Genomic DNA, 23,535 nt, shown 5'->3' with positions numbered 1-23,535 from the left:
TATAAAGGGGACGGAGAAAAATGCTGAATTCTGGCTTTTGGCGATATCCAATTATCGAAACGGCAGGATATTTTAGTGTTGTAGTATTATGTTTAGTCGTCTCGATGGCATTGTTCGAAGTCGTTACGAAATATAAAAATTGGGAAGAAATTAAAAAAGGTAATGTCGCTGTGGCTCTTGCAACAGGTGGGAAAATACTAGGGATTTGTAATATCTTCCGCTTTTCCATTGCACGTCATAGCACATTAAGTGAAATGATCGGTTGGGGCCTTTTTGGCTTTACATTATTGATTGTAGCGTATTTTTTATTTGAATTTATGACACCTCGTTTTAACGTTGATCAAGAGATTGCCAATGATAATCGCTCAGTTGGTTTCATTTCCTTTACCATTTCAGTCGGTCTTTCGTTTGTAATTGGGGCAAGTATTGCATAGGAGTGTCATGACATGGAAAAATTAGCAAAAGTACTAATCGTTGTCTGTATTGCATTTTTGGCAGTAGGTGTCTACTATATGTTAACGATTTAAATAAAAAACGCATTCTCTTTGTGAGGATGCGTTTTTTTGTTAATTGTACATAGCATAAATTTCTACTACAACCTATTAATTTTCTTTCATATAACTCTATTAAAGGGTAGAAAAATTATTTTTATAATATAGGAATATGCTGATTATTTTTTTATGGAGTGACTCAAGAATGAACGAGCATTCATAAGGTGTATTAAAATAAATCCCGATAAATACCAATCATATTAATGTTGTTAATTGCATAATAATTAATCGAAAATGCATTTATTTTCTATTTTCTGTTTGAAACTGTATTTCTTTTTCATTATAATAAATATAAGAATTGACAAAGTTTGGGACAAAGGGGAGAGGACGTATGACAGCAAAACCATGGCTAGCAAATTATCCTGAAGAAGTACCACCGTCTTTAACGTTTGAGGAAATTCCAGTGCAAGAGTTTTTGACACGTGCCTATAAAAAGAATCCATCCAAAGTAGCGATTCATTTTATGGGGAAGGATTTGACGTACACCGAGCTATATGAGTCAGCTTTAAGGTTCGCAAACTATTTACAAACACTAGGTGTGGAAAAGGGAGATCGAGTAGCAATTATGCTGCCTAACACGCCACAAAGTGTAATCGCTTACTATGGTGCCATGTATGCAGGTGCTGTTGTAGTACAAACAAATCCACTTTATACTGAACGTGAGCTTCAATATCAAATGGCTGATTCAGGAGCAAAGGTTATTCTCGTAATGGATATTTTATATCCGAGAGTCATGAAAATTATGAAAGAGACAGCTCTTGAAAATGTCATTGTGACAGCTATTAAGGATTATCTACCATTCCCAAAAAATTTAGTCTATCCATTTATTCAAAAAAAGCAGTATGGCTTTAGTGTCAAGGTTGAACATAGCGGTCAAAATCATCTGTTTTCAGAAATAATGCGTTCAGCACCGATTAAGATAATTGACAACATGCCATTTGATTTTGAAGAAGACCTAGCGCTCCTTCAATATACGGGTGGGACAACAGGTTTCCCAAAAGGCGTAATGCTGACCCATAAAAATTTAATTGCCAATACGACAATGTGTGATGCTTGGATGTATAAATGTGTTCATGGTGAAGAAACCATTATGGGCATTCTACCATTCTTCCACGTCTATGGCATGACAACTGTTATGCTTTTATCTGTATTTACTCAAAATAGAATGGTGCTTTTACCGAAGTTTGATGCAGAAACGGCATTAAAAACGATTGATAAACAAAAACCAACACTGTTCCCCGGCGCTCCAACCTTATACATTGGCCTTTTAAATCACCCAGACATTGCGAATTATGATTTATCATCCATTAAGGCATGCTTAAGTGGCTCTGCTTCATTGCCGATTGAAGTGCAAGAGAAGTTTGAGGCAGTTACTGGTGGAAAGCTAGTAGAAGGATATGGGTTAACTGAAACCTCACCTGTAACACATGCTACGCCAATTTGGGGTAAGCGGGTGATTGGCTCGATTGGTTTACCTTGGCCAAATACAGAGGCGGTTATTTTACGTACAGGTGATACAGAAGAGCTACCTATTGGTGAAGTTGGTGAAATTGCTGTTAAAGGACCACAAGTAATGAAGGGCTACTGGAACCGTCCAGAGGATACAGCTGCGACATTTGCTGACGGTTGGTTTTTAACAGGTGATCTTGGTTATATGGATGAGCAAGGCTTCTTCTATGTAGTAGATCGTAAAAAAGATTTAATAATAGCAGGCGGCTTTAATATTTATCCACGTGAAGTAGAAGAAGTGTTATATGAACGCGAAGAGATCCAAGAGTGCGTAGTGGCAGGAATACCTGATCCGTATCGTGGTGAAACTGTTAAAGCTTATATTGTGTTAAAAGAAGGATATTCGATTACTGAGGACGAATTAAATAAATATTGCCGTCAGCATCTAGCGGCTTTTAAAGTTCCGCGTTATTATGAATTTAGAGAAGAGCTGCCAAAAACAGCTGTAGGAAAAATTTTACGCCGTACGTTAGTTGAAGAAGAAAAAACAAAATTAGCGAATAAAGAAGCGAAATAAATACGTGTGAAAGTATTGACAAGCAATGCTGTAAAATATAATATGAAAATATGAATGAATGACCATTCATATTTTCATATTTTTTTTAGGTTTACACGTCATATCGACGTGCGCATGTTTTTTAGGTGGTGATATAAAAGTGAAACGAGATAAGCCAAAATATAAACAAATTATTGATGCAGCTGTCATCGTTATTGCGGAAAATGGGTATCACCAAGCGCAAGTATCGAAAATCGCCAAACAGGCAGGGGTGGCCGATGGAACAATCTATTTATATTTTAAAAATAAAGAAGATATATTAATTTCTGTCTTTAATGAAAAAATGGCTGTTTTTGTAGAGTCATTACAAGATATAATAGAAAATGGGAGTACGTCTAAAGACAAACTTTCACGAATGATTGAAAATCATTTTAATGTTCTAGCGACAGATCGATACCTAGCAACTGTCACACAATTAGAGCTTCGCCAGTCAAACAAAGACTTACGATTAAAAATTAATTCAGTATTGCGCGAGTATTTACAGCTACTTGATCAAATTTTAATCGAGGGAATGCTTACAGGTGAGTTCAATCAGACGATGGATGTACGCTTGGCTCGACAAATGGTTTTTGGAACAATTGATGAAACTATTACGTCGTGGGTTATGAATGACTATCGATATGATTTGATGGAACAGGTTCCAAAGGTTCAGGCGTTAATCCTGAACGGCATTAAAGCTTAAAAGGATGTGGAGAAATGGAATTTCTAAGTTGGAAAGTAGAAGATGGAGTAGCGATTATTACTATTGCACGTCCACCAGCAAATGCATTATCTCGCGGTATTATTGCAGAAGTTAACGCTGTGCTAGATGCTGTAGAACACGATGATGCTGTAAGAGTCCTTGTACTTCATGGTGAAGGCCGTTTCTTCTCTGCAGGGGCAGATATTAAAGAATTTATTGGGGTAGAATCTGGTGAGGAATTTACAAAGCTAGCTAGCAACGGGCAGCAGGTTTTTGAGCGTGTAGAGTCGTTTTCTAAGCCTGTAATTGCAGCCATCCATGGTGCGGCATTAGGCGGAGGGCTTGAGTTAGCAATGAGCTGTCATATGCGATTTGTCACTGAATCAGCAAAATTAGGTTTACCTGAATTACAATTAGGGCTTATTCCTGGTTTTGGTGGTACACAGCGCTTACCACGCTATGTTGGAGTAGCAAAGGCTGCTGAAATGATGTTTACAAGTGAACCAATCTCTGGTAACGAAGCTGTTCAGTGGGGTTTAGCAAACCGTTCGTTCTCAGATGAAGCATTGCTAGAAGAAACGTTAAAGATTGCTAAGAGCATTGCTAAGAAAAGCCCAATTGCTTTAAAAGCAGCTATTCAAACATTGCAATATGCAAAGCATGCATCATTCTATGAAGGCATTGAAGCAGAGGCTAAATCCTTTGGGACAGTGTTTGTCACAGAAGATGCCAAAGAAGGAATTCAAGCATTCATTGAAAAGCGTGAGCCTGTGTTTACCGGCAAATAATTTTCCAAGTGTCGATAGCAACGTTCAGTATGTTATCGGCGTTATCGAAACTGAAAATATATAATATTTATAAGTTTACTTAGAATTATAAAACGTTCCAGGAGGTATGGATATATGAACATTTTTGCATTAATTAAACGTACGTTTGATACAGAAGAAAAAATCGTTGTGTCGGGTGGTAAAATCCAAGAGGACGGCGCAGAATTCATTATCAACCCTTATGATGAATATGCCATTGAAGAGGCAATCCAAGTTCGCGATGCTGCTGGTGGTAAAGTAACAGTGGTGACAATTGGTGGCGAGGATGCAGAGAAGCAATTACGTACAGCACTTGCTATGGGAGCAGACGAAGCAGTGCTTATTAATACAGAAGATGATCTAGATGAGCTGGACCAACATGCAGCAGCTTATCTACTAGCAGAATACTTAAAAGATAAAGATGCAGATTTAATTTTAACAGGAAATGTTGCGATTGATGGTGGTTCAGGGCAAGTTGGTCCACGTGTTGCTGATTTATTGGATATGAATTATGTAACTACGATTACAAAACTTGAAATTGACGGAACATCTGCGAAAATTGTTCGCGATATCGAAGGGGATTCAGAGGTAATTGAAACTTCTTTACCGTTATTAGTAACTGCTCAGCAAGGTTTAAATGAGCCTCGTTACCCATCTCTACCAGGTATTATGAAAGCGAAAAAGAAACCGCTTGCAGAGCTTGAGTTAGATGATTTAGATATCGATGAAGATGATGTAGAAGTGAAGATTGAAACAGTAGACATCTTCTTACCAGCTCAAAAAGCAGCAGGCCGTATTTTAGAAGGCGACCTTTCTGCACAAGCAAAAGAACTGGTAAATCTACTTCACACGGAAGCAAAAGTTGTTTAATTATTTGATGTCAATCGAATCTTAAAGGGTAACGGAGGGAATATGCTATGTCAAAAAAAGTATTAGTATTAAGTGAAGTTCGTGAAGGAAGCTTACGTAATGTTTCTTTCGAAGCAATTGCAGCTGCAAAACAAATCGCTGATGGTGGCGAAGTTGTTGGGGTACTTTTAGGGGATGCTGTAGCAGGTTTAACAGGTCCATTATTTGAATATGGTGCTGATCGAGTAGTAACAGTGGAACACCCACATTTAAAACAATATACATCTGATGGCTATAGTCAAGCGCTATTAGCTGTTATCGAGCAAGAACAACCAGCAGGTATTGTCTTTGGTCATACAGCAAATGGGAAAGATTTATCGCCAAAAATTGCAAGCAAATTACAAGCAGGTCTAGTATCTGATGTCACTGCTATTGAAGGTGCAGGCGATGATGTAGTATTCATCCGACCAATTTACTCTGGTAAAGCCTTTGAAAAAGTAAAAGTTAAAGAAGGCGTTGTCTTAGCTTCTATTCGTCCAAATAACATTACACCTTTAGAAAAAACAGAAGGTAAAACAGGTGATGTGTCTGCAATCTCTGTAGAAATTACAAATCTGCGCACAATTATTAAAGAAGTTGTTCGTAAATCTTCAGAAGGTGTAGATCTTTCAGAAGCGAAAGTAGTTGTTGCTGGTGGTCGTGGCGTGAAGTCAGAAGAAGGCTTCGAGCCATTAAAAGAGCTAGCTGATTTACTAGGCGGTGCAGTAGGTGCTTCACGTGGTGCATGTGACGCTGAATACTGTGATTACTCGCTTCAAATCGGACAAACAGGTAAGGTTGTCACACCAGATCTTTATATTGCAGCAGGTATTTCAGGCGCAATTCAGCATTTAGCTGGAATGTCCAATTCAAAAGTCATTGTTGCTATCAATAAAGATCCTGAAGCAAATATTTTCAAAGTAGCGGATTATGGGATCGTAGGAGATTTATTTGAAGTTATTCCGCTTCTAATTGAAGAATTTAAAGCATTAAAAGTGAACGCGTAATACAGAAGCAGGAAGGGTTATCCCTTCCTGCTTTTTTATATTGCTTTCCATTTCAAAAAATACTATTTGAAAATTATTGCAAAATAAAATATTGACATAATTAACGATAGACATTATAGTGATGGATACATTAATGATTTGAAACGCAAAGATTAGGAGTAGTAAAAGCTCGTTATTCGGTGAAGAGAGCTGCGGGTTGGTGCAACGCAGACCAATAAGACTTTGAACTTGCCTAGGAGTGGTAACACAAATAGAATTATTGGATTATTCTATTTGTTTGACGGTTAACCTTCGTTACAAGGTTTTTTAAGCTGGGTTCTCAAGAGCCAATTAGAGTGGTACCGCGGTTTGCTGATAGCATGTCGTCTCTTCTTTCATTTGATGATGAAGGAATAGACGATGTGCTTTTTGATTTTTTAGGAGGTAAGAAAGTGGAAAAAAACAAGCAACAATTAACAAGAACAATGACCTCGCGTCATATCACGATGATGGCATTAGGTGGAGCCATTGGAGCGGGATTATTTAAAGGAAGTAGTGCAGCCATTGATATGGCAGGACCATCAGTGCTGATTGCGTATTTAATCGGCGGCATTATTTTATTATTTGTTATGCAAGGCTTAGCAGAAATGGCCGTGCGTAATAAAGAAGCAAGAACCTTTAGAGATTTAGTGCAATCCGTGTTAGGCAAATACCCTGCTTATTTCCTAGATTGGATCTACTGGAAAATGTGGGTTTTAAATATTGCAGCAGAGTCTGTCGTGGCTGCTATCTTTATTCAATATTGGCTACCAAAATATCCAATTTGGATACTGGCACTATCTGTTTCTGTGTTAGTAACAGCGATTAATTTATTATCCGTAAAAATCTTTGCAGAAACAGAATATTGGCTAGCATTAATCAAAATTACTGTTATTATTGTCTTTATCATTGCAGGACTTATTTTATTGCTTGTGACGTTTGGAAATCATAGTGCTGTTGGTTTTGCTAACTTAACGGAGCATGGTGGGTTCTTCCCAAATGGTTCAACCGGATTAATTGCTGCTATGCTTGTAGTGATCTACTCTTATGGTGGGACAGAAATCATTGGGATTACATTAGCTGAAACGAAAAATCCTGAAAAAGTAGTACCAAAAGCTGTTCGCAGTACATTAGTGCGTATTGTTACTTTTTATTTACTACCGTTCTTTATTATCGTAAGCTTAATTCCTTGGAATGAAGTAAATGGGGTTCCTGAAAGCCCATTTGTCATGGTTTTTAAAATGGTTGGTATTCCAGGGGCAGACCATATTATGAACGCTGTTGTGTTACTTGCCATTATTTCATCAATGAATTCAGGACTGTATGGTTCATCACGCGTACTATATACACAGGCTGTAGATGGACGTGTGCCTAAAATCTTTGCTTATTTATCGAAACGAAAAGTACCAGTATATGCTATTTTAATGTGTACTTTAGCGATGTATTTAGGGGTCATTTTATCTTTATATGCGGGAAGCAAAACCTTTGATTTTCTAATGGGATCACTTGGTTATACTGTGTTATTTATTTGGTTAATTATTGCGATTGCACATTTAAAATCACGTAAAAAACAAGCAGAACACACAAGTGCCTATGAAGTTAAATGGTTCCCTTATACTACTTGGGTAGCTATACTGGCATTAAGTGCGATTCTCATCGGGATTATTTTTACCACATCGATAATCGTGACAGGCATTACGTTAGCTATTTACCTTTTTATTACGTTAACCTATGTATTGAAAGGTCGTTATCAAGCCAATTAATGACTGTGTATTGATTTTTCGACACAGATTTGCATAAAAAATACATTGTAGGCAGATTGTTCGCTCAAGTGAATTTATCCATGCTATACTACAATCATAGTAAGCTTAAGGAGGATTTCAAATGGCAATTGTACATGCAACAGATGCTACGTTCCAAGATGATATTAAAGAAGGGTTAGTACTAGTAGACTTTTGGGCTGCTTGGTGCGGACCATGTAAAATGATTGGGCCAGTTCTTGAAGAAATGGACGCAGCAGGTAGTGCGGCTAAAATTGTAAAAGTTGACGTTGACAATAACCAAGGGACTGCAGCTCAGTATCAAATTATGTCAATCCCATCTTTACTATTATTTAAAGATGGAGAATTAGTTGACAAAACAGTAGGCTTCCAACCAAAAGAAGCTTTAGAAGCATTTATCGCAAAACATGCGTAATGAATGAAGTTCACAAAGCCGAGCCATCAATTGATGTGTTCGGCTTTTTTTCGTTATATAATAAAGAAAATAACTAACATTATTCTAATGAGGGGAATTTTTACTTAGGGGGGCAGGTAGGTAATGAACGATTTAATAAAGCGGAAACTGGATATTTTACCAGATCAACCTGGCTGCTATTTGATGAAGGATCGACAAGGGACTATCATTTATGTCGGTAAAGCAAAAGTTCTGAAAAACCGTGTACGATCTTATTTTACTGGAACACATGAAGGGAAAACGCAAAGGCTTGTAGGTGAAATAGAAGATTTTGAGTATATTGTGACGTCATCAAATATTGAAGCACTTATTTTAGAGCTGAATCTCATCAAATTACATGATCCAAAATATAATGTCATGTTAACGGATGATAAGACCTATCCATATTTAAAAATTACGAATGAAAAACATCCTCGTCTGATTACGACAAGGAAGGTAAAAAAGGATAAGGCTAAATATTTTGGCCCTTATCCGAATGCCTATGCAGCAAGTGAAACGAAAAAGCTATTGGATCGATTGTATCCGCTGCGCAAATGTGTTCAATTACCTTCCAAGGTTTGCTTGTACTATCACATGGGTCAATGCTTAGCACCTTGTGTGAAGGAAATTGATGGTCAGGTTTATCAAGAAATGATTGAGGATATGACGAAGTTTTTAAATGGTGGTGTGGAGGCAGTCAAAAAAGAGCTTGAAGTTAAAATGCTAGCAGCTGCAGAAAACCTGGAATTTGAACGAGCGAAGGAATTCCGAGACCAAATTGCCCATATTGATACGGTTATGCAGAAACAAAAAATAGTTTCAAGTGATACAACAAATCGAGATGTATTTGGCTATGCTGTTGAAAAAGGATGGATGTGTGTTCAGGTTTTCTTTGTGCGCCAAGGAAAGCTGATTGAGCGTGATGTCTCAATTTTCCCCATCTATCAAGATGCAGAGGAAGAATTTTTAACATTTGTTGGGCGCTTTTATGAAAAGCCAGAGCATATTAAGCCAAAAGAAATTTTTATTCCACAAGCCATTGATGCAGCTATCTTAACAGAATTATTAGAAATTAAAGTGCTCACACCGAAAAGAGGTCAAAAGAAGGAATTGGTTGAATTAGCTACCAAAAATGCTGAAATTGCTGTGGCAGCTAAATTCCAGCTAATAGAGCGTCAGGAAGAACGTACGATTGGTGCTTGTGAGGCACTTGGTGAAGCAATGGGTATTAGTACACCTTTACGAATTGAAGCTTTTGATAATAGTCATATGCATGGAACGGATGCAGTATCTGCTATGGTTGTTTTCATTGATGGGAAGCCTGCGAAAAAGGAGTACCGAAAATATAAAACGCGTACAGCAGCCAAGCATGATGATTACGGTGCAATGCAGGAGGTTATACGTCGTCGCTATATACGTGTTTTAAAGGAAGGACTACCATTACCAGATTTAGTCTTAATTGATGGTGGTAAGGGACAAATGGAAGTAGCCCGTGAAGTACTAGAAGATGAGCTTGGTCTTGTTATACCGATTGCTGGTTTAGCCAAGGATGATAAGCATAATACATCTCAGCTCTTGTTTGGTGATCCACCGGAAGTGATTAGCTTAAAACGTACAAGTGATGGCTTTTATTTATTACAACGAATTCAAGACGAAGTCCATCGCTTTGCTATTACCTTCTTGCGTCAACAGCATGAGAAACATGCCATTCAATCTGTATTAGATCATATTGAAGGGGTAGGACCAAAACGAAAGCAACAGCTGCTTAAACATTTTGGTTCAGTCAAAAAAATTCGAGAGGCGAGCGAGCTAGCATTACAGGAGGCTGGGATGCCCGCTAATTTAGCAAGCCAAATTTTTAGCTATTTTCAGCAACAATCATTGTCAAAGGAATAGGTATGTGCTATGGTTATCCATAACATTGTTTTCAATGTTATGGAGAGTCAACTGCGTGACTAATTCGTTTACGCTAAGGCTTAATGAATTGAATACATTCACTTTAAAGTGATGATAGAGGTGCAAGATTCAAGAGTAACACGATGGAGGATGGACAAGTCCAGAGATATTGTGTGAAAGGGGAGCTTGCCGAAGTACAGTTTTGTTGTTCCATTGCTGTACTGGTTTTGCATTTAAGAAATGTAAGACTGTCGATTCTAAACGTTTCGGAGAGCTATCACACATGCGCAAGTTACGATTATTGTACATGTTATAGGCAGCTTTCACTTTATGTGGAGGCTGCCTTTTGGTTTTCCAGAAACTGTTTTACACCCCATGATTTTGTAAAATATATGAACTGGAAGGGAGAACGAAAGAAATGGCTAAAATCGTGATGAAGTTTGGAGGAGCTGCATTAGCTTCTACTGAACAAATCCAAGAGGCTGCTAGGAAAGCGATTGCTCAAAAGGACAAAGGATTTGATGTAGTAGTGGTCGTTGCAGCAATGGGACACACTGCGAAAGAGATGAAATTGATGGTACACCAACTAACTGACGATGTGTCAAAAAGAGAATTAGATGCAGTGTTGTCAACTGGCTCTCAATTATCAAGTGCTTTATTTGCCATCGCCTTGCAGGAAGCAGGCTATGAGGCTGTGTCTCTAACGGGATGGCAAGCTGGTATACATACGGATGGTATGTATCGGCATGCTCGTATCGACTATATAGATATTAATCGAATGGAAGAACACTTTGCACAGGGACAAATTGTGGTTATTGCTGGAGAACAAGGGATTGACGAAGAGCACAATATCACCATGCTTGGGAAAGGTGGAGCTGAAACAGCTGCTGTTGCACTTGCCATAGCATTGGAAGCGGAGAGAGTAGATATGTATACAAATGTGGATGGTGTTTATACAGCAGATCCACGATATGTTACAAATGCCCAAAAGCTACAGGAAATTTCCTATGATGAAATGTTGGAGTTATCTAATTTAGGGTCTCATATCATACATCCTCGTGCGGTGGAGTTAGCAAAAAAATTTCAAATGCCTGTTATTATACGTTCCAGTTTAATAGAATCAGTAGGCACTTTATTGAAGGAGGAAGTGGAAATGGAAAAAAATTCAGTCGTTCGTGGTGTTGCATTTGAATCAGATATTATTCGTTTAACAGTAGGGTATGATGCTTTTTCCAATGCTTCATTAGCAGATATATTTACGGTGCTTGCAGAGAACCGTATTAATGTTGATATTATTGTCCAAGCCATTATTGATGGATTGAAGCCAACTGTATCGTTTTCCATTTTAAAAGAGGAATTTGCGGAAGCATTACGTGTTTTAGAGGATAGTAAATTATCACTTGGATTTAGTTTTGCTGACTTCGAAATTGGACTAGCGAAAGTTTCCATTATTGGTTCAGGCATGGCTTCCAATCCAGGCGTTGCCGCTCGTATGTTTGATCGGTTACGTCGCGAAAATATCCCTGTAAAAATGGTTAGTACTTCTGAAATAAAAGTGTCTGTTGTTGTACCACAGGATGATATGATCCAAGCAGCTAATGCTCTCCATGATGAGTTTAATTTAGAGCAAGCACTTTACATATAATAATAGAAGAAACAGCATTTTATGTAATTGACCGAAATAAAAGGAAGAAAAAAGAAGGATTGTCATCCCATTCTTTAATGGGAGACAATCCTTTTTAATTATTCTGAGGGAATGGTATTCATAATACGTTCTTTAACGTCCCATTTGACTGTAAACATGACGTATTGTTGCTTTTCCCGTTTTTCACTATAGCATTCTGTCAGGTAGCCTTTAGCTAGTTGAATTTGCTCTGCTATAAATCCTGCTTCAAGTTTAAAGCTACGCTGCTTTATTTGCAGAATTTCAGGGTCATTTGTCAACTGGAAAATACGCCCATCTTTTGATTCCTTTATGAGTTCTAATGTACCCCAGCAGGCATCTGCGAAAAATGCGATAAGTTCATCTTGACTTTTACATGGGAACTTGCGAGCAAGCTCTTTACCTGCCCAATAAAGGACGTCATCTTCATGTTTACCGAGTATAGAAGATAGAATATGATCACGAATGATCTCATAGCCAAATGATGAGATTGTAGGAGATGGAGTGTTTAACATTGTTATCCTTCTTTCTTAGAATTTTCTTAAAATTTAACGGTAATAAAGTAATGATAGATTTTTCGAGAAAAAACGACGCATCATGTACTAGATTAGTTCTTTAATAAGCTCTATGAAAAACTCCGAGTTGCCTTGACGCTCGTAGCTCTTGAGAGTACAATAAACATGTCATAATATTGTACCATGATGAAATACACAGTCAATGAAGTATCATTTACAAAATGATGACTTCTTTTGTTGTGCTATTTTAAGTACTAAGGGGGGTAACAGTCTTGTCGAAAGATCGAGAGTTTTTATGGCGTCGCTTACATTCTCTACTTGGGATCATTCCAGTAGGTCTGTTTTTAACGATGCACCTGTTCATTAACTTTACAGCAACAGGCGGGGCAGAAAGTTACAACGATGCTACCGCAGTAATGGAAAAGATTCCATTCCTTATCCTAGTTGAATGGATTGTCATCTATATTCCATTAATGTTCCACGCATTCTATGGTGTCTACATTGCATTCACTGCTACACCAAACACAGGACGTTTCAGCACGTACCGTAACTGGATGTTCTCTTTACAACGTTTTACTGGTGTATTCTTAGTGATATTCATTGCATGGCATATTTTCCAAACTCGTATTCAAAAAGCACTTGGCACACACGTTGATTACGACATGATGGCGAATATTGTTGCTAATCCATTCATGCTTGGATTCTACATTGTTGGTATTTTATCAGCAACTTTCCACTTATCTAACGGTTTATGGGCATTCCTAGTAAGCTGGGGTATTACACAATCTCCTCAGTCTCAAAAGATCGCTACTTACGTAACAAACATTCTTTTCGTAATTCTAAGTGTAGTTGGTGTGGCTGCTATTTTAGCTTTCGTATAATTCCATAGAAGCTACGATAGAGCACATGCAATCATTGCAATTTTTTAAGAGGAGTGAGAAATAATCATGGCGAAAAGCAAAATAATTGTTGTCGGCGGTGGTCTTGCCGGTCTGATGGCAACGATTAAAGCAGCTGAAGTTGGTACTGAAGTTGATTTATTCTCATTAGTTCCTGTAAAACGCTCACACTCTGTTTGTGCGCAAGGCGGAATTAATGGTGCGGTAAATACTAAAGGTGAAGGGGATTCTCCATGGATCCACTTTGATGATACAGTATATGGTGGGGACTTCCTAGCGAACCAACCACCTGTTAAAGGTATGTGTGATGCAGCACCTGGCATTATTCACTTAATGGACCGTATGGGTGTTATGTTCAACCGTACACCAGAAGGACTTTTAGATTTCCGTCGTTTTGGTGGTACTTTAATGCACCGTACAGCTTTCTCTGGTGCAACAACTGGTCAACAATTACTATATGCGCTAGATGAGCAAGTTCGTTCTCATGAAGTAGCTGGTTTAGTAAATAAATATGAACACTGGGAATTCCTTGGTGTTATTATCGATGAAGACGGCGTTTGTCGTGGTATCGTAGCGCAAGATATGCGTACAGAAGAAATTAAATCATTCCGTGCAGACGCTGTTATTATGGCGACTGGTGGCCCTGGTATTATCTTCGGTAAAACAACAAACTCTGTTATTAACACAGGTTCTGCTGCTTCTATCGTTTATCAACAAGGTGCTTCATATGCGAATGGTGAATTCATTCAAATTCACCCAACAGCGATTCCTGGAGATGACAAAAACCGTCTAATGTCAGAATCAGCTCGTGGTGAAGGTGGTCGTATTTGGACTTATAAAGACGGTAAACCTTGGTACTTCTTAGAAGAAAAATACCCAGCTTATGGTAACTTAGTACCACGTGATATTGCAACACGTGAAATTTTCGACGTTTGTGTAAACCAAAAACTTGGTATCAATGGCGAAAACATGGTATACCTAGATCTTTCACATAAAGATCCACATGAATTGGACGTTAAACTTGGTGGTATCATCGAAATCTACGAAAAATTCGTAGGGGATGACCCACGTAAATTACCAATGAAAATTTTCCCAGCAGTTCACTATTCAATGGGTGGATTATGGGTTGACTACAATCAAATGACTGAAATTCCTGGTCTATTTGCAGCAGGTGAATGTGATTACTCTCAACATGGTGCAAACCGTCTTGGTGCAAACTCATTATTGTCTGCTATCTACGGTGGTATGGTTGCAGGACCAAACGCAGTAGACTATGTAAAACACCTTAAAAAGCATGCTGAAGATCTTCCACAAGAGATTTACGATGCTCGTGTAAAAGAGGAACAAGCGAAATGGGATGCTATCATGAAAATGGAAGGCACAGAAAACGCTTACTTACTGCATAAAGAGCTTGGTGAAATGATGACTGCTACAATGACTGTAGTACGTTACAATGATCAGCTTGAAGATACATTGAAAAAACTTGATGAGCTTACTGAGCGCTGGAATAACATCAACATCAATGATACGCAAAAATGGAGCAATCAAGGCGCTCACTTTACGCGTCAGCTTAAAAATATGTTAGTGCTTGCAAAAGTAATGACAAAAGGTGCACTATTACGTAATGAATCTCGTGGTGCACACTATAAACCAGATTTCCCTAACCGTGATGACGAGAACTTCTTAAAAACAACAATGGCGAAGTTTGACCCAGCTACTGGTAATCCAATCATCACGTACCAAGAAGTCGACGTTTCATTAATCCCACCACGTAAACGCGACTACTCTGCGAAAGGAGACTAAAAGTTATGCAAATCGCAGCTAATACTGGAAGAATGGTCAAAGTGGAAATCTTACGTCAAGATACACAGGGCGGCAATAGCTACTGGCAAAAATTCCAAGTGCCTTACCGTCATGGTATGAACGTAATTTCAATTTTAATGGAAATTCAAAAAAATCCTGTTACTGAAGATGGTGTAAACACATCACCAGTATCATGGGATATGAACTGTTTAGAAGAAGTTTGTGGTGCATGTTCAATGGTGATCAATGGCCGTCCACGTCAATCATGTTCTACACTAGTAGACCAATTGACAGAGCCGATTAAATTGGAGCCAATGAAAACATTCCCTGTTATTCGTGACTTACAAGTTGACCGTGAACGTATGTTCAACGCTCTTAAAAAAGTTAAAGCATGGGTACCAATCGATGGTACGTATGATTTAGGTGAAGGTCCACGTATGCCAGAAGGTAAACGTCAGTGGGCTTATGAACTATCTAAATGTATGACTTGTGGTGTATGTATGGAAGCATGTCCAAACGTGTCTGAAAAGGCTTCATTCATTGGACCAGCTCCATTATCACAAGTACGTCTTTTCAACACTCACCCAACTGGTGCTATGATTAAAGATGAACGTTTAAATGCGATTATGGGTGACGGTGGCCTTGCGAACTGTGGTAACTCTCAAAACTGTGTTGCTGCATGTCCAAAAGGTATTCCTTTAACAACATCCATCGCTTCATTAAACCGTGCAACTACAGTGCAAATGTTCCGTAACTTCTTCGGTTCTGACCACTACGTAGACTAATATCGGACAAGCGGAACTCCCTTACACTTCGTGTGAGGGAGTTTTTTATAGTTATAGAAATGAAATTTATCAAGTTGTTTATTCGCGTTTTTTCTATGATAATATAGCATTTTCTTTTATAATGAATAAGTATTCATTTTGTTTGCCGTCGATTGATAAAAGACGGGCAATTACATGACAGGGGATGGTATATCATGAAGGCAAATTATATCGATAATTTTCAAGAGTGGGAAAAGGGTTTTTCATTTTTTAGTGAGGTACGAGTTCGATTTTCAGAAACAGACATGTATGGTCATATGAACAATACGATTAGCTTTACATATTTTGAGCAAGCAAGAATTGATTACTTCCGACATTTAGGAATTTCAATGCCCTCAGTTGGAGAAGAGAATGTGAAATCTATACCAATTGTAGCCGATTTACAATGTGATTATGTAAAGCAGGTTTTCTTTGATGACGTACTACGAATCTATACAAAAATTGCGCAAGTTGGGAATTCATCGATGGACATTCACTATCTAGCAAAAAATCAAAAGGACGAAATCTGTTTCACTGGTCGTGGAACAATTGTGCAAATGGATCCTCGTACAGGTAAAAGTGTGCCGATTTCAGAGGAAGAAAAAACGAAATTCATTCAGTTGGCCATTCTGCCTCACTAGTTCAACATATAAGTATATGTAAATTCATTGAAATAGTAGGTTTTACTTTTTACGTAAAATTTATGAATGTAACAATGTAATTTTCGAAATTTTTAAGGAAACATGGAATAATCATGCAAATAGCCGTCACCGCTTCCTGCCCCTTAACATAAGTTACAATACGTGCGGGGGAGGAGGGTGTAACTGAATGAATGGCTCTCATCATCGTTCTCTTTTAACAAACCGAGAACGTGAAATATTTGCGCTTTTATTAGCTGAAAAAACAACGAGAGATATTGCAGAGCAGCTTGGTATTAGTGAAAAAACAGTGCGAAATCACATTTCCAATACAATTCAAAAGCTAGGTGTAACGAATCGATCTCAGGCGTTAATTGAGCTGTTACGCTTGGAAGAATTTAAATTAGACTAATGGACACTTGCTATTTCGTGAAAAAAACGACAAAATAGAACTATTCAACGTATTTTTAGGAGTGAAATAGTTATATGTCGGATGAAGTAACAAAGCACTCACCTGAAACCGTTGCAACGGTTGAAAAGGAATTACGCTATATAGCGGCCATCGTGAAGCAAAAGGGAAGAGAAATTGTTTCCGATTATGCGATTACGCCGCCACAATTTGTTGCATTACAGTGGTTAGAAGAGCTTGGTGATATTACAATTGGCGAATTATCAAACCGTTTATATTTAGCTTTTAGCACAACAACAGATTTAGTGGACCGAATGGAGAAAAATGAATTAGTCAAGCGTGTGCGTGATGAAAATGATCGCCGTGTTGTTGTCGTTCATCTTCTCGAAAAGGGCGAACGTATCATTCAAGAAGTTATTGAAAAAAGACAGCAATATTTGCAAGAGATGCTTGTTGGTTTTAATGAACAAGAAGTCGCGCAATTATCAAGCTACTTAGAAAAACTACATGTACACATGAAACAGGATTGAGGCGGAAAGTATGAATGCCCCGATAGGCGTTATTGACTCAGGAGTAGGCGGTTTAACCGTAGCAAAAGAAATCATGAAGCGATTGCCAAACGAAACGATTTATTATATTGGCGATACAGCAAGGTGTCCGTATGGTCCAAGAAGTCGTCAGGAAGTACGGAATTTTACTTGGCAAATGGCAAAAGCACTCGAAAAAATGAATGTTAAGATGCTCGTTATAGCTTGTAATACAGCGACTGCAGTAGCACTCGAAAGTTTACAAAGAAATATGCCTTTTCCAGTACTAGGTGTTATCAATGCTGGCGCACGTGCAGCTGTAAAAAAAACGAAGCGACATGAAGTCGTTGTGCTTGCAACAGAAGGAACAATTAAAAGTGGGGCGTATGAAGAAGCCTTATTGTCACTCAATACGTCGACACATATTATTCCACTAGCTTGTCCCACATTCGTACCACTTGTAGAAAGTGGCGAATATAAAGGTGACTTTGCAAATAATTTAATAGCAGAAGGCTTAAAGCCGTTGAAAAATCGACAATTTGATACGGTTATTTTAGGGTGTACACATTATCCTATTTTACAAAAACAAATTGAAGCTGTTGTCGGAGAAGATGTGAATGTTTTATCTTCTGCGGAGGAAACAGCAAAGGATGTACAGGAAATGTTAGCGTATAATGGCACTTTAGCAAATGCAAATGCGGTGCCTGCTCATAGATTTTTTGCAACTGGTTCTGTTCCAATTTTCCGTTCGATTGCTGAGAATTGGTTAGAGCAAGGTACTCTCGACATAAAACGTATCACATTAAAGTAAAAAATCAGCTTAGCAACAGGCTAGGCTGATTTTTGCCGTTTTCGGCATTGTACATAAGCCACCGAGGACTTTTTTGATGGCATAAATTATGATAAGATGAGGGCGCGAAAGTTTTTAGGAGGAACGAAATATATGACAAGATTTGATGGTAGAAATGCAGATGGGCTACGACCTGTGAAATTAGATAGTGAGTATCTATTACACCCTGAAGGCTCCGTATTAATTCAAGTAGGTAATACAAAAGTAATTTGCACCGCAACGATTGAAGACAAGGTACCTGGTTTTTTACGTGGGCAAGGGAAAGGGTGGATCACTGCCGAGTATTCCATGTTGCCCCGTGCAACCGCTCAACGTACACCACGTGAATCCTCTCGTGGGAAAGTCAATGGTCGTACAATGGAGATTCAGCGTTTGATTGGGCGTGCATTGCGTGCTGTAGTCGATTTAGAGGCGCTAGGCGAACGTACTGTATGGATTGACTGTGATGTCATTCAAGCAGATGGCGGTACTCGTACAGCATCCATTACGGGAGCATTTGTTGCCATGACACAGGCCATTGCTAAATTTGCTGAAGAAAAGCCATTTGAAAAATTCCCAGTAACAGACTTTTTGGCAGCAACAAGTGTTGGGATCGTCGAAGAACAAGGTGCTATTCTTGATTTAAATTATGTAGAAGATGTGGCTGCAGCTGTTGATATGAATATTGTGATGACAGGCGCAGGACGATTTGTTGAATTACAGGGTACTGGTGAGGAAGCTACCTTTTCTCGTGAAGAACTAAATGAATTGTTAGCATTAGGTGAAAAAGGCATACAACAATTAGTTGAGCTTCAAAAAATAACGCTTGGTGAACTGGCACACAGGGTTGGAGGGAATCAATAATATGAAACAAGTAGTCATCGCCACAAAAAATAAAGGAAAAGCAAAAGATTTTGAAGCATTGTTTGGACCACTTGGTTATGAGGTCGTAACAATGTTTGAAGTAGCACCAGATATGGAAATAGAAGAAACAGGAACAACATTCGAAGAAAATGCCATCTTAAAAGCAGAAGCATTGGCGAAGGAGCTTGGTACCATTGTTATTGCAGATGACAGTGGCTTAGCAGTAGATGCATTAAATGGTGAGCCAGGTGTGTACTCCGCTCGCTATGCTGGTGACCATGACGATGAAGCAAACATGATTAAACTGTTAGAAAATTTACAAGGTGTGGAAGATGACAAACGTACAGCACGTTTTTGCTGCTGTATTGCAATTGCAGGACCTGAATTCGCAACAACAACGGTATTTGGTACATGTGAAGGCGTCATTGCCCATGAAAAGCGTGGAACGAACGGCTTTGGCTATGATCCAATCTTTTTCGTGCCAAGCTTAGATCGAATGATGGCTGAGCTTTCACCAGAGGAAAAGGGTTCTATTTCTCACCGAGGCAATGCAATTCGCAAGTTAAAGGAGCAATTACCGAATCTTATCAAATAAGAGGTGATATCCATGAAAATGCTTGTTATGAGCGATACACATGGCGATAGCCATGTCATCGAAAAGGTTAAAGGTTTTTATCCTGAAATAGATATTGTGGTTCATTGTGGAGATAGTGAACTCCCCTATTCACATGAGGCATTAGAAGGATTGAAAAAAGTACGTGGAAACTGTGATCGTGAGAAAGCTTTCCCTGAAGAAGAAATTTTCACTGTCCATGATGTAAAGATTTTTGTGACACACGGTCATTTATTCAATGTGAAAAATTCCATCTTATCATTATCCTATCGGGCTAAAGAAGTAGGTGCACAGATCGTTTGCTTTGGTCATTCACATATTCTTGGTGCCGAAATGATGGATGATATCCTATTTTTAAATCCAGGAAGCTTATTAAAACCACGTGGTCGTAAAGAGAAAAGCTTTGCTGTTGTGGAAATCAATGCGACATCTTTTAAAGTTGATTGCATGACAGATGATAATCAATGTATGGCTACATATACATTTGACCGACAATAATAGAGAAAATCCGCATAACTAGTAAAGTATGCGGATTTTTATTTGGGCTACTGATAATGGTAAAATTGCCTATGAATGATTCATGCTGAAATAGCAAAAATAAATCGTAAAGGCAATAAAGGAGAAAACATGAAAAAAACAATTGGCTGGCATTTTAATAATAGTTACGTTCAACTACCAAGTATTTTTTATTCCGACATATCGTTAAATCCTGTTCGTTCACCCGAATTGATCTTATTAAATGAGTCAGTTGCAGCATCACTTGGATTAGACATTCAGGCTTTAAAGAGCGAGGAAGCATTAGCCGTTTTAGCTGGTAATACAATCCCAGAAGGTGGCGAACCGATTGCACAGGCATACGCAGGGCATCAATTTGGTCATTTTAATATGCTAGGTGATGGTAGAGCTCTATTATATGGGGAGCAAATTACACCTCAAAATGATCGGTATGATATTGCTCTAAAAGGATCAGGTAGAACACCTTATTCTCGGGGTGGAGATGGGCGAGCTGCATTAGGTCCAATGCTAAGGGAATATATTATTAGTGAAGCGATGTTTGCACTAGGGATCCCCACTTCACGTAGTCTAGCAGTAGTCACTACAGGTGAAATGATTATTCGAGAAACGGAACTACCAGGCGCTATTGTCACAAGAGTTGCAAGTAGTCATTTGCGGGTAGGGACATTTCAATATGCTGCGCAATGGGGGACAGAGGAGGAGCTACAGCTCTTAGCTGATTATGCAATAGAACGACATTACTCAGCTAATATTGGCAATCAAAATCGTTATCTTTATTTGTTAAATGAAGTCATAAAGAAACAAGCTTCCCTTATAGCAAAGTGGCAGTTAGTGGGCTTTATTCATGGCGTCATGAACACTGATAATATGACCATTAGCGGTGAAACCATTGATTATGGTCCTTGTGCATTCATGGACATCTATGATCCAGCGACTGTGTTTAGCTCGATTGATCGCCAAGGACGTTATGCTTATGGAAATCAGCCCAATATCGCTGGCTGGAATCTAACGCGCTTAGCAGAGTCCTTACTACCTTTAATTGATGATGATCAAGAAAAAGCCATTCTACTGGCACAAGAAACGCTACAACAGTATCCGAAATTATATGTAGAAAATTGGTTGGAAGGAATGCGTGCAAAGCTAGGCATTTTTAATGAGGAGCAAGAAGACATCAAGCTTGTTGAAGAGCTTCTTCAGCTTATGCAGCAATATCAAGCTGATTATACGAATACATTTATCGCCTTAACGTTTGAGCAATTGGAGGATTCCCCATTATTTAACGCATCAGCTTTTATGGACTGGCATCACAAATGGCAAGCTCGATTAGCGAGACAGCAGCAAACAAAAGACATGTCACAACTATTAATGCGTCAACATAATCCAGCTGTTATTCCGCGTAACCACAGGGTAGAAGAAGCTTTGGAAGCGGCTGTAGAACGAGACGATTATAGTGTGATGAACAACTTACTAAAAGTCCTAGCTCAGCCTTATGCTCATACGAAAGAACAACAAGAATACGCTTCATTACCTGAACCCACTAATCAACCATATCATACGTTTTGTGGCACATAAGTAAAAACGAGAGCTATTTATTCTCTCGTTTTTTATTTGTATAAAGGCACTCTACCGTATTCAAACGCATATTCTATGTATGAATAAAAATAAAGGAGAATAGGGTCGGTGCATAAGTATTCAAAGGGTTGGTTTGTCAAAGTTTTACGTGCTCATGGAATAATGGTTCATCCTCAATTTAAAAGTCATTTAGGCTTATATAAAGAATCTGAATTACGAAACTTATATTATCGTTATGTCGCAATAGAGTCTGCTGAGCAAGATCAATAGACGTTTGTTTGAAGAACTCCTTTCTAGGAAAAACTAGTGATTAGAAAGGAGTTTTACTATGTGGATGATGACTCAAACATGGCAAGATGTTCTATTTTTACATTGGCCAATAGCCCCTCAAGAACTCGAAAAACATGTACCTAAAGAACTGAAGCTCGATCTCTTTGAACAAAATGCTTGGCTTAGTGCTGTCCTTTTTAAAGTTTATCGACATCGGCTACGCTTTCTACCACCTCTTCCTGGGATGACTACCTATTTACAATTGAATGTCCGAACATATGTGGAGTATAACGGCATGAAAGGCATCTATTTTTTTCATTTAGATGTGACGAATTATTTCCTATCAAAAATCACGGCAATAGGTAGCTTGCCATATCGCCATTCCAACATCCTAGTAAAACAAAGAGGGAATCACTATTCATGCACAAGCCATTACAAAGCATGTGACGAAAGATTGAGGGTTATTTATACAATAGGAGACAAGACCAATACTAGTTTTGACCGATGGATTGTAGAGCGCTACCATTCATGGGCGAAATGGAAGGATACACTTTTTCGCATTGATATTCACCACTCCCCATGGGAATTAAAGCGAGCCAACGTAACGATTCAAAGCAATACATTAGCCTCTTTTATGAAGGGGAAACTTCAGGACATGCAGCCTCGTACTCATTATGCCAAAAACAAAACGGCGAGAGTTTTTCCTCCAGCAGTAGAGCATAAAATGATCATAAATCCACCAAGATCTTTGCATTAAAAGAGGTAGCAAAATTGCATAACGATGGCGCTGGCAATCATATCTGACATCGCAAGTGCCTCTGCTTCAATTTCATCAAATACCTCTACATCTGCCTGATAATCTTTTTGTATCATCGTGACAGCTTCATTTTTCGTTAAAGCTAAATGCGTATAAAACATTTTTTGTACTACCTCTCTACTTAGGTATGGATTGATTGTATGCAAAAAGAAAGCAATATCATCTGCATTACGATACCATTCCCTCTCTTTTGCTTCCGCTGTGGTAGCGTCACCTTTCGCAGCAGCTGTCACTAATTGAGCCGCAATTACCAGATGCTCTTTAATTAAAGCTGCATAACGATCCGCCACGGAGTCACCGTAAAAGGGGCGTAAACAATTTCCTAAATCGGTTGCATTGCGTAGCAAACGCTGCTGCACAAAGGGTAAATCAGGTAAATTAAACACAATGCTTATAATAGTCATCCGTGTCCAATTTACATGCTCCATCCAAAGTAAACGGTTCATAGCCATAAAGTCTGCTTCGGCTTTACTAATACAGCGTCGGTAATCATTTGACTGTAAAAAGTGACGAATCGGAGCCGTATACTGCGTATAGGGGGCATGATACAGCTGGCTTAATGAAAAACCATTTGAATAGGGGTACAAGGCTTCACTCCTTCTTGTTCTTTCTCCTACAGTAGCATACTCCAAGGAATCTCGGAGTATGAAGAACCAGAAAGAAAAGAAGA

25 protein-coding genes, 1 riboswitch and 1 other annotated feature are annotated in these 23,535 nt (G+C 38.6%); of the genes, 23 read left to right on the top strand and 2 right to left on the bottom strand.

Features of this window, described 5'->3' with window-relative positions; all coding sequences use genetic code 11:
- Positions 1-20 precede the first annotated feature (20 nt).
- The 10 genes from RCJ95_RS02635 to RCJ95_RS02590 all read left to right on the top strand — a co-directional run bounded on the left by RCJ95_RS02635 (position 21) and on the right by RCJ95_RS02590 (position 11,772).
- The gene (locus tag RCJ95_RS02635; protein ID WP_008179180.1) at positions 21-434 is read left to right on the top strand and encodes a DUF350 domain-containing protein; all 414 of its coding nucleotides are present in this window, start codon (positions 21-23) and stop codon (positions 432-434) included.
- A 448-nt stretch (positions 435-882) separates the two neighbouring features.
- Complete coding sequence (locus tag RCJ95_RS02630) at positions 883-2,577, top strand: AMP-binding protein (protein ID WP_446721854.1); 1,695 nt, start codon at positions 883-885, stop codon at positions 2,575-2,577.
- A gap of 139 nt (positions 2,578-2,716) precedes the next feature.
- A complete protein-coding gene (locus RCJ95_RS02625; RefSeq protein ID WP_016991551.1) occupies positions 2,717-3,298 on the top strand; it encodes a TetR/AcrR family transcriptional regulator in 582 nt (193 codons plus the stop codon).
- Between the two features lie 14 nt (positions 3,299-3,312).
- Positions 3,313-4,086 (top strand): enoyl-CoA hydratase, encoded by a 774-nt coding sequence (locus RCJ95_RS02620; protein ID WP_004226413.1) that lies wholly within the window; start codon positions 3,313-3,315, stop codon positions 4,084-4,086.
- A 114-nt stretch (positions 4,087-4,200) separates the two neighbouring features.
- Positions 4,201-4,974 carry an electron transfer flavoprotein subunit beta/FixA family protein gene (locus tag RCJ95_RS02615; protein WP_004226415.1) on the top strand — a complete coding sequence of 258 codons (774 nt, stop codon included), beginning with the start codon at positions 4,201-4,203 and terminating at the stop codon, positions 4,972-4,974.
- A gap of 47 nt (positions 4,975-5,021) precedes the next feature.
- The gene (locus RCJ95_RS02610) at positions 5,022-5,999 is read left to right on the top strand and encodes an electron transfer flavoprotein subunit alpha/FixB family protein (RefSeq protein WP_202341317.1); all 978 of its coding nucleotides are present in this window, start codon (positions 5,022-5,024) and stop codon (positions 5,997-5,999) included.
- A gap of 139 nt (positions 6,000-6,138) precedes the next feature.
- Positions 6,139-6,372: a binding site (T-box leader), on the top strand.
- A gap of 91 nt (positions 6,373-6,463) precedes the next feature.
- Positions 6,464-7,780 (top strand): amino acid permease, encoded by a 1,317-nt coding sequence (locus RCJ95_RS02605; RefSeq protein WP_439331353.1) that lies wholly within the window; start codon positions 6,464-6,466, stop codon positions 7,778-7,780.
- 121 nt (positions 7,781-7,901) lie between these two features.
- A complete protein-coding gene (gene trxA / locus RCJ95_RS02600) occupies positions 7,902-8,213 on the top strand; it encodes a thioredoxin (RefSeq protein WP_004226420.1) in 312 nt (103 codons plus the stop codon).
- 123 nt (positions 8,214-8,336) lie between these two features.
- On the top strand, positions 8,337-10,127 hold the full coding sequence (uvrC, locus tag RCJ95_RS02595; RefSeq protein WP_237898408.1) for an excinuclease ABC subunit UvrC: 1,791 nt from the start codon (positions 8,337-8,339) through the stop codon (positions 10,125-10,127).
- Between the two features lie 107 nt (positions 10,128-10,234).
- Positions 10,235-10,412: riboswitch (Lysine riboswitch) on the top strand.
- 133 nt (positions 10,413-10,545) lie between these two features.
- Entirely contained in the window at positions 10,546-11,772 is a 1,227-nt protein-coding gene (locus RCJ95_RS02590; RefSeq protein WP_446721853.1) for an aspartate kinase, read from the top strand.
- 98 nt (positions 11,773-11,870) lie between these two features.
- Here RCJ95_RS02590 and RCJ95_RS02585 read toward each other — a convergent pair whose 3' ends face one another.
- Entirely contained in the window at positions 11,871-12,305 is a 435-nt protein-coding gene (locus RCJ95_RS02585) for a YslB family protein (RefSeq protein ID WP_004226426.1), read from the bottom strand.
- Positions 12,306-12,577: 272 nt separating this feature from the next.
- Here RCJ95_RS02585 and RCJ95_RS02580 point away from each other — a divergent pair, with 272 nt between their 5' ends.
- The 13 genes from RCJ95_RS02580 (at position 12,578) to RCJ95_RS02520 (ending at position 22,805) form a co-directional block, all read left to right on the top strand.
- Complete coding sequence (locus tag RCJ95_RS02580) at positions 12,578-13,186, top strand: succinate dehydrogenase cytochrome b558 subunit (protein ID WP_004226428.1); 609 nt, start codon at positions 12,578-12,580, stop codon at positions 13,184-13,186.
- 66 nt (positions 13,187-13,252) lie between these two features.
- Positions 13,253-15,007 carry a succinate dehydrogenase flavoprotein subunit gene (sdhA, locus tag RCJ95_RS02575; RefSeq protein WP_004226429.1) on the top strand — a complete coding sequence of 585 codons (1,755 nt, stop codon included), beginning with the start codon at positions 13,253-13,255 and terminating at the stop codon, positions 15,005-15,007.
- A 5-nt stretch (positions 15,008-15,012) separates the two neighbouring features.
- Positions 15,013-15,792 carry a succinate dehydrogenase iron-sulfur subunit gene (gene sdhB, locus RCJ95_RS02570; protein WP_004226431.1) on the top strand — a complete coding sequence of 260 codons (780 nt, stop codon included), beginning with the start codon at positions 15,013-15,015 and terminating at the stop codon, positions 15,790-15,792.
- 194 nt (positions 15,793-15,986) lie between these two features.
- Complete coding sequence (locus tag RCJ95_RS02565; protein WP_221680942.1) at positions 15,987-16,451, top strand: acyl-CoA thioesterase; 465 nt, start codon at positions 15,987-15,989, stop codon at positions 16,449-16,451.
- A gap of 187 nt (positions 16,452-16,638) precedes the next feature.
- Positions 16,639-16,860, top strand: a complete 222-nt coding sequence (locus RCJ95_RS02560; protein ID WP_004226437.1) for a helix-turn-helix domain-containing protein — start codon at positions 16,639-16,641, stop codon at positions 16,858-16,860.
- 74 nt (positions 16,861-16,934) lie between these two features.
- Positions 16,935-17,387 carry a MarR family winged helix-turn-helix transcriptional regulator gene (locus tag RCJ95_RS02555; RefSeq protein WP_016991542.1) on the top strand — a complete coding sequence of 151 codons (453 nt, stop codon included), beginning with the start codon at positions 16,935-16,937 and terminating at the stop codon, positions 17,385-17,387.
- Between the two features lie 10 nt (positions 17,388-17,397).
- Positions 17,398-18,195, top strand: coding sequence for a glutamate racemase (racE, locus tag RCJ95_RS02550; RefSeq protein WP_004226440.1), 798 nt, complete (start codon positions 17,398-17,400; stop codon positions 18,193-18,195).
- Between the two features lie 132 nt (positions 18,196-18,327).
- The gene (rph, locus tag RCJ95_RS02545) at positions 18,328-19,077 is read left to right on the top strand and encodes a ribonuclease PH (RefSeq protein WP_221680941.1); all 750 of its coding nucleotides are present in this window, start codon (positions 18,328-18,330) and stop codon (positions 19,075-19,077) included.
- Position 19,078: 1 nt separating this feature from the next.
- On the top strand, positions 19,079-19,672 hold the full coding sequence (locus RCJ95_RS02540; RefSeq protein WP_221680940.1) for an XTP/dITP diphosphatase: 594 nt from the start codon (positions 19,079-19,081) through the stop codon (positions 19,670-19,672).
- A 12-nt stretch (positions 19,673-19,684) separates the two neighbouring features.
- A complete protein-coding gene (locus RCJ95_RS02535) occupies positions 19,685-20,188 on the top strand; it encodes a metallophosphoesterase (RefSeq protein ID WP_221680939.1) in 504 nt (167 codons plus the stop codon).
- Positions 20,189-20,317: 129 nt separating this feature from the next.
- Positions 20,318-21,778: a protein adenylyltransferase SelO gene (locus RCJ95_RS02530; RefSeq protein ID WP_312128258.1), complete on the top strand. Its 1,461-nt coding sequence runs from the start codon at positions 20,318-20,320 to the stop codon at positions 21,776-21,778.
- Between the two features lie 108 nt (positions 21,779-21,886).
- Positions 21,887-22,048 (top strand): YflJ family protein, encoded by a 162-nt coding sequence (locus RCJ95_RS02525; RefSeq protein WP_257520321.1) that lies wholly within the window; start codon positions 21,887-21,889, stop codon positions 22,046-22,048.
- 58 nt (positions 22,049-22,106) lie between these two features.
- Positions 22,107-22,805 carry a YqjF family protein gene (locus RCJ95_RS02520; protein ID WP_312128260.1) on the top strand — a complete coding sequence of 233 codons (699 nt, stop codon included), beginning with the start codon at positions 22,107-22,109 and terminating at the stop codon, positions 22,803-22,805.
- On the opposite strand, the gene RCJ95_RS02515 is transcribed toward RCJ95_RS02520, so the two are convergent.
- Positions 22,802-23,452, bottom strand: coding sequence for a hypothetical protein (locus RCJ95_RS02515; protein WP_221680936.1), 651 nt, complete (start codon positions 23,450-23,452; stop codon positions 22,802-22,804). The two genes, RCJ95_RS02520 and RCJ95_RS02515, sit on opposite strands and share 4 nt — an antisense overlap.
- Between the last annotated feature and the right edge of the window lie 83 nt (positions 23,453-23,535).

The organism is Lysinibacillus sp. BSL11 (genome assembly GCF_052928325.1).
This window is presented reverse-complemented; position numbering and strand designations above follow the sequence as displayed.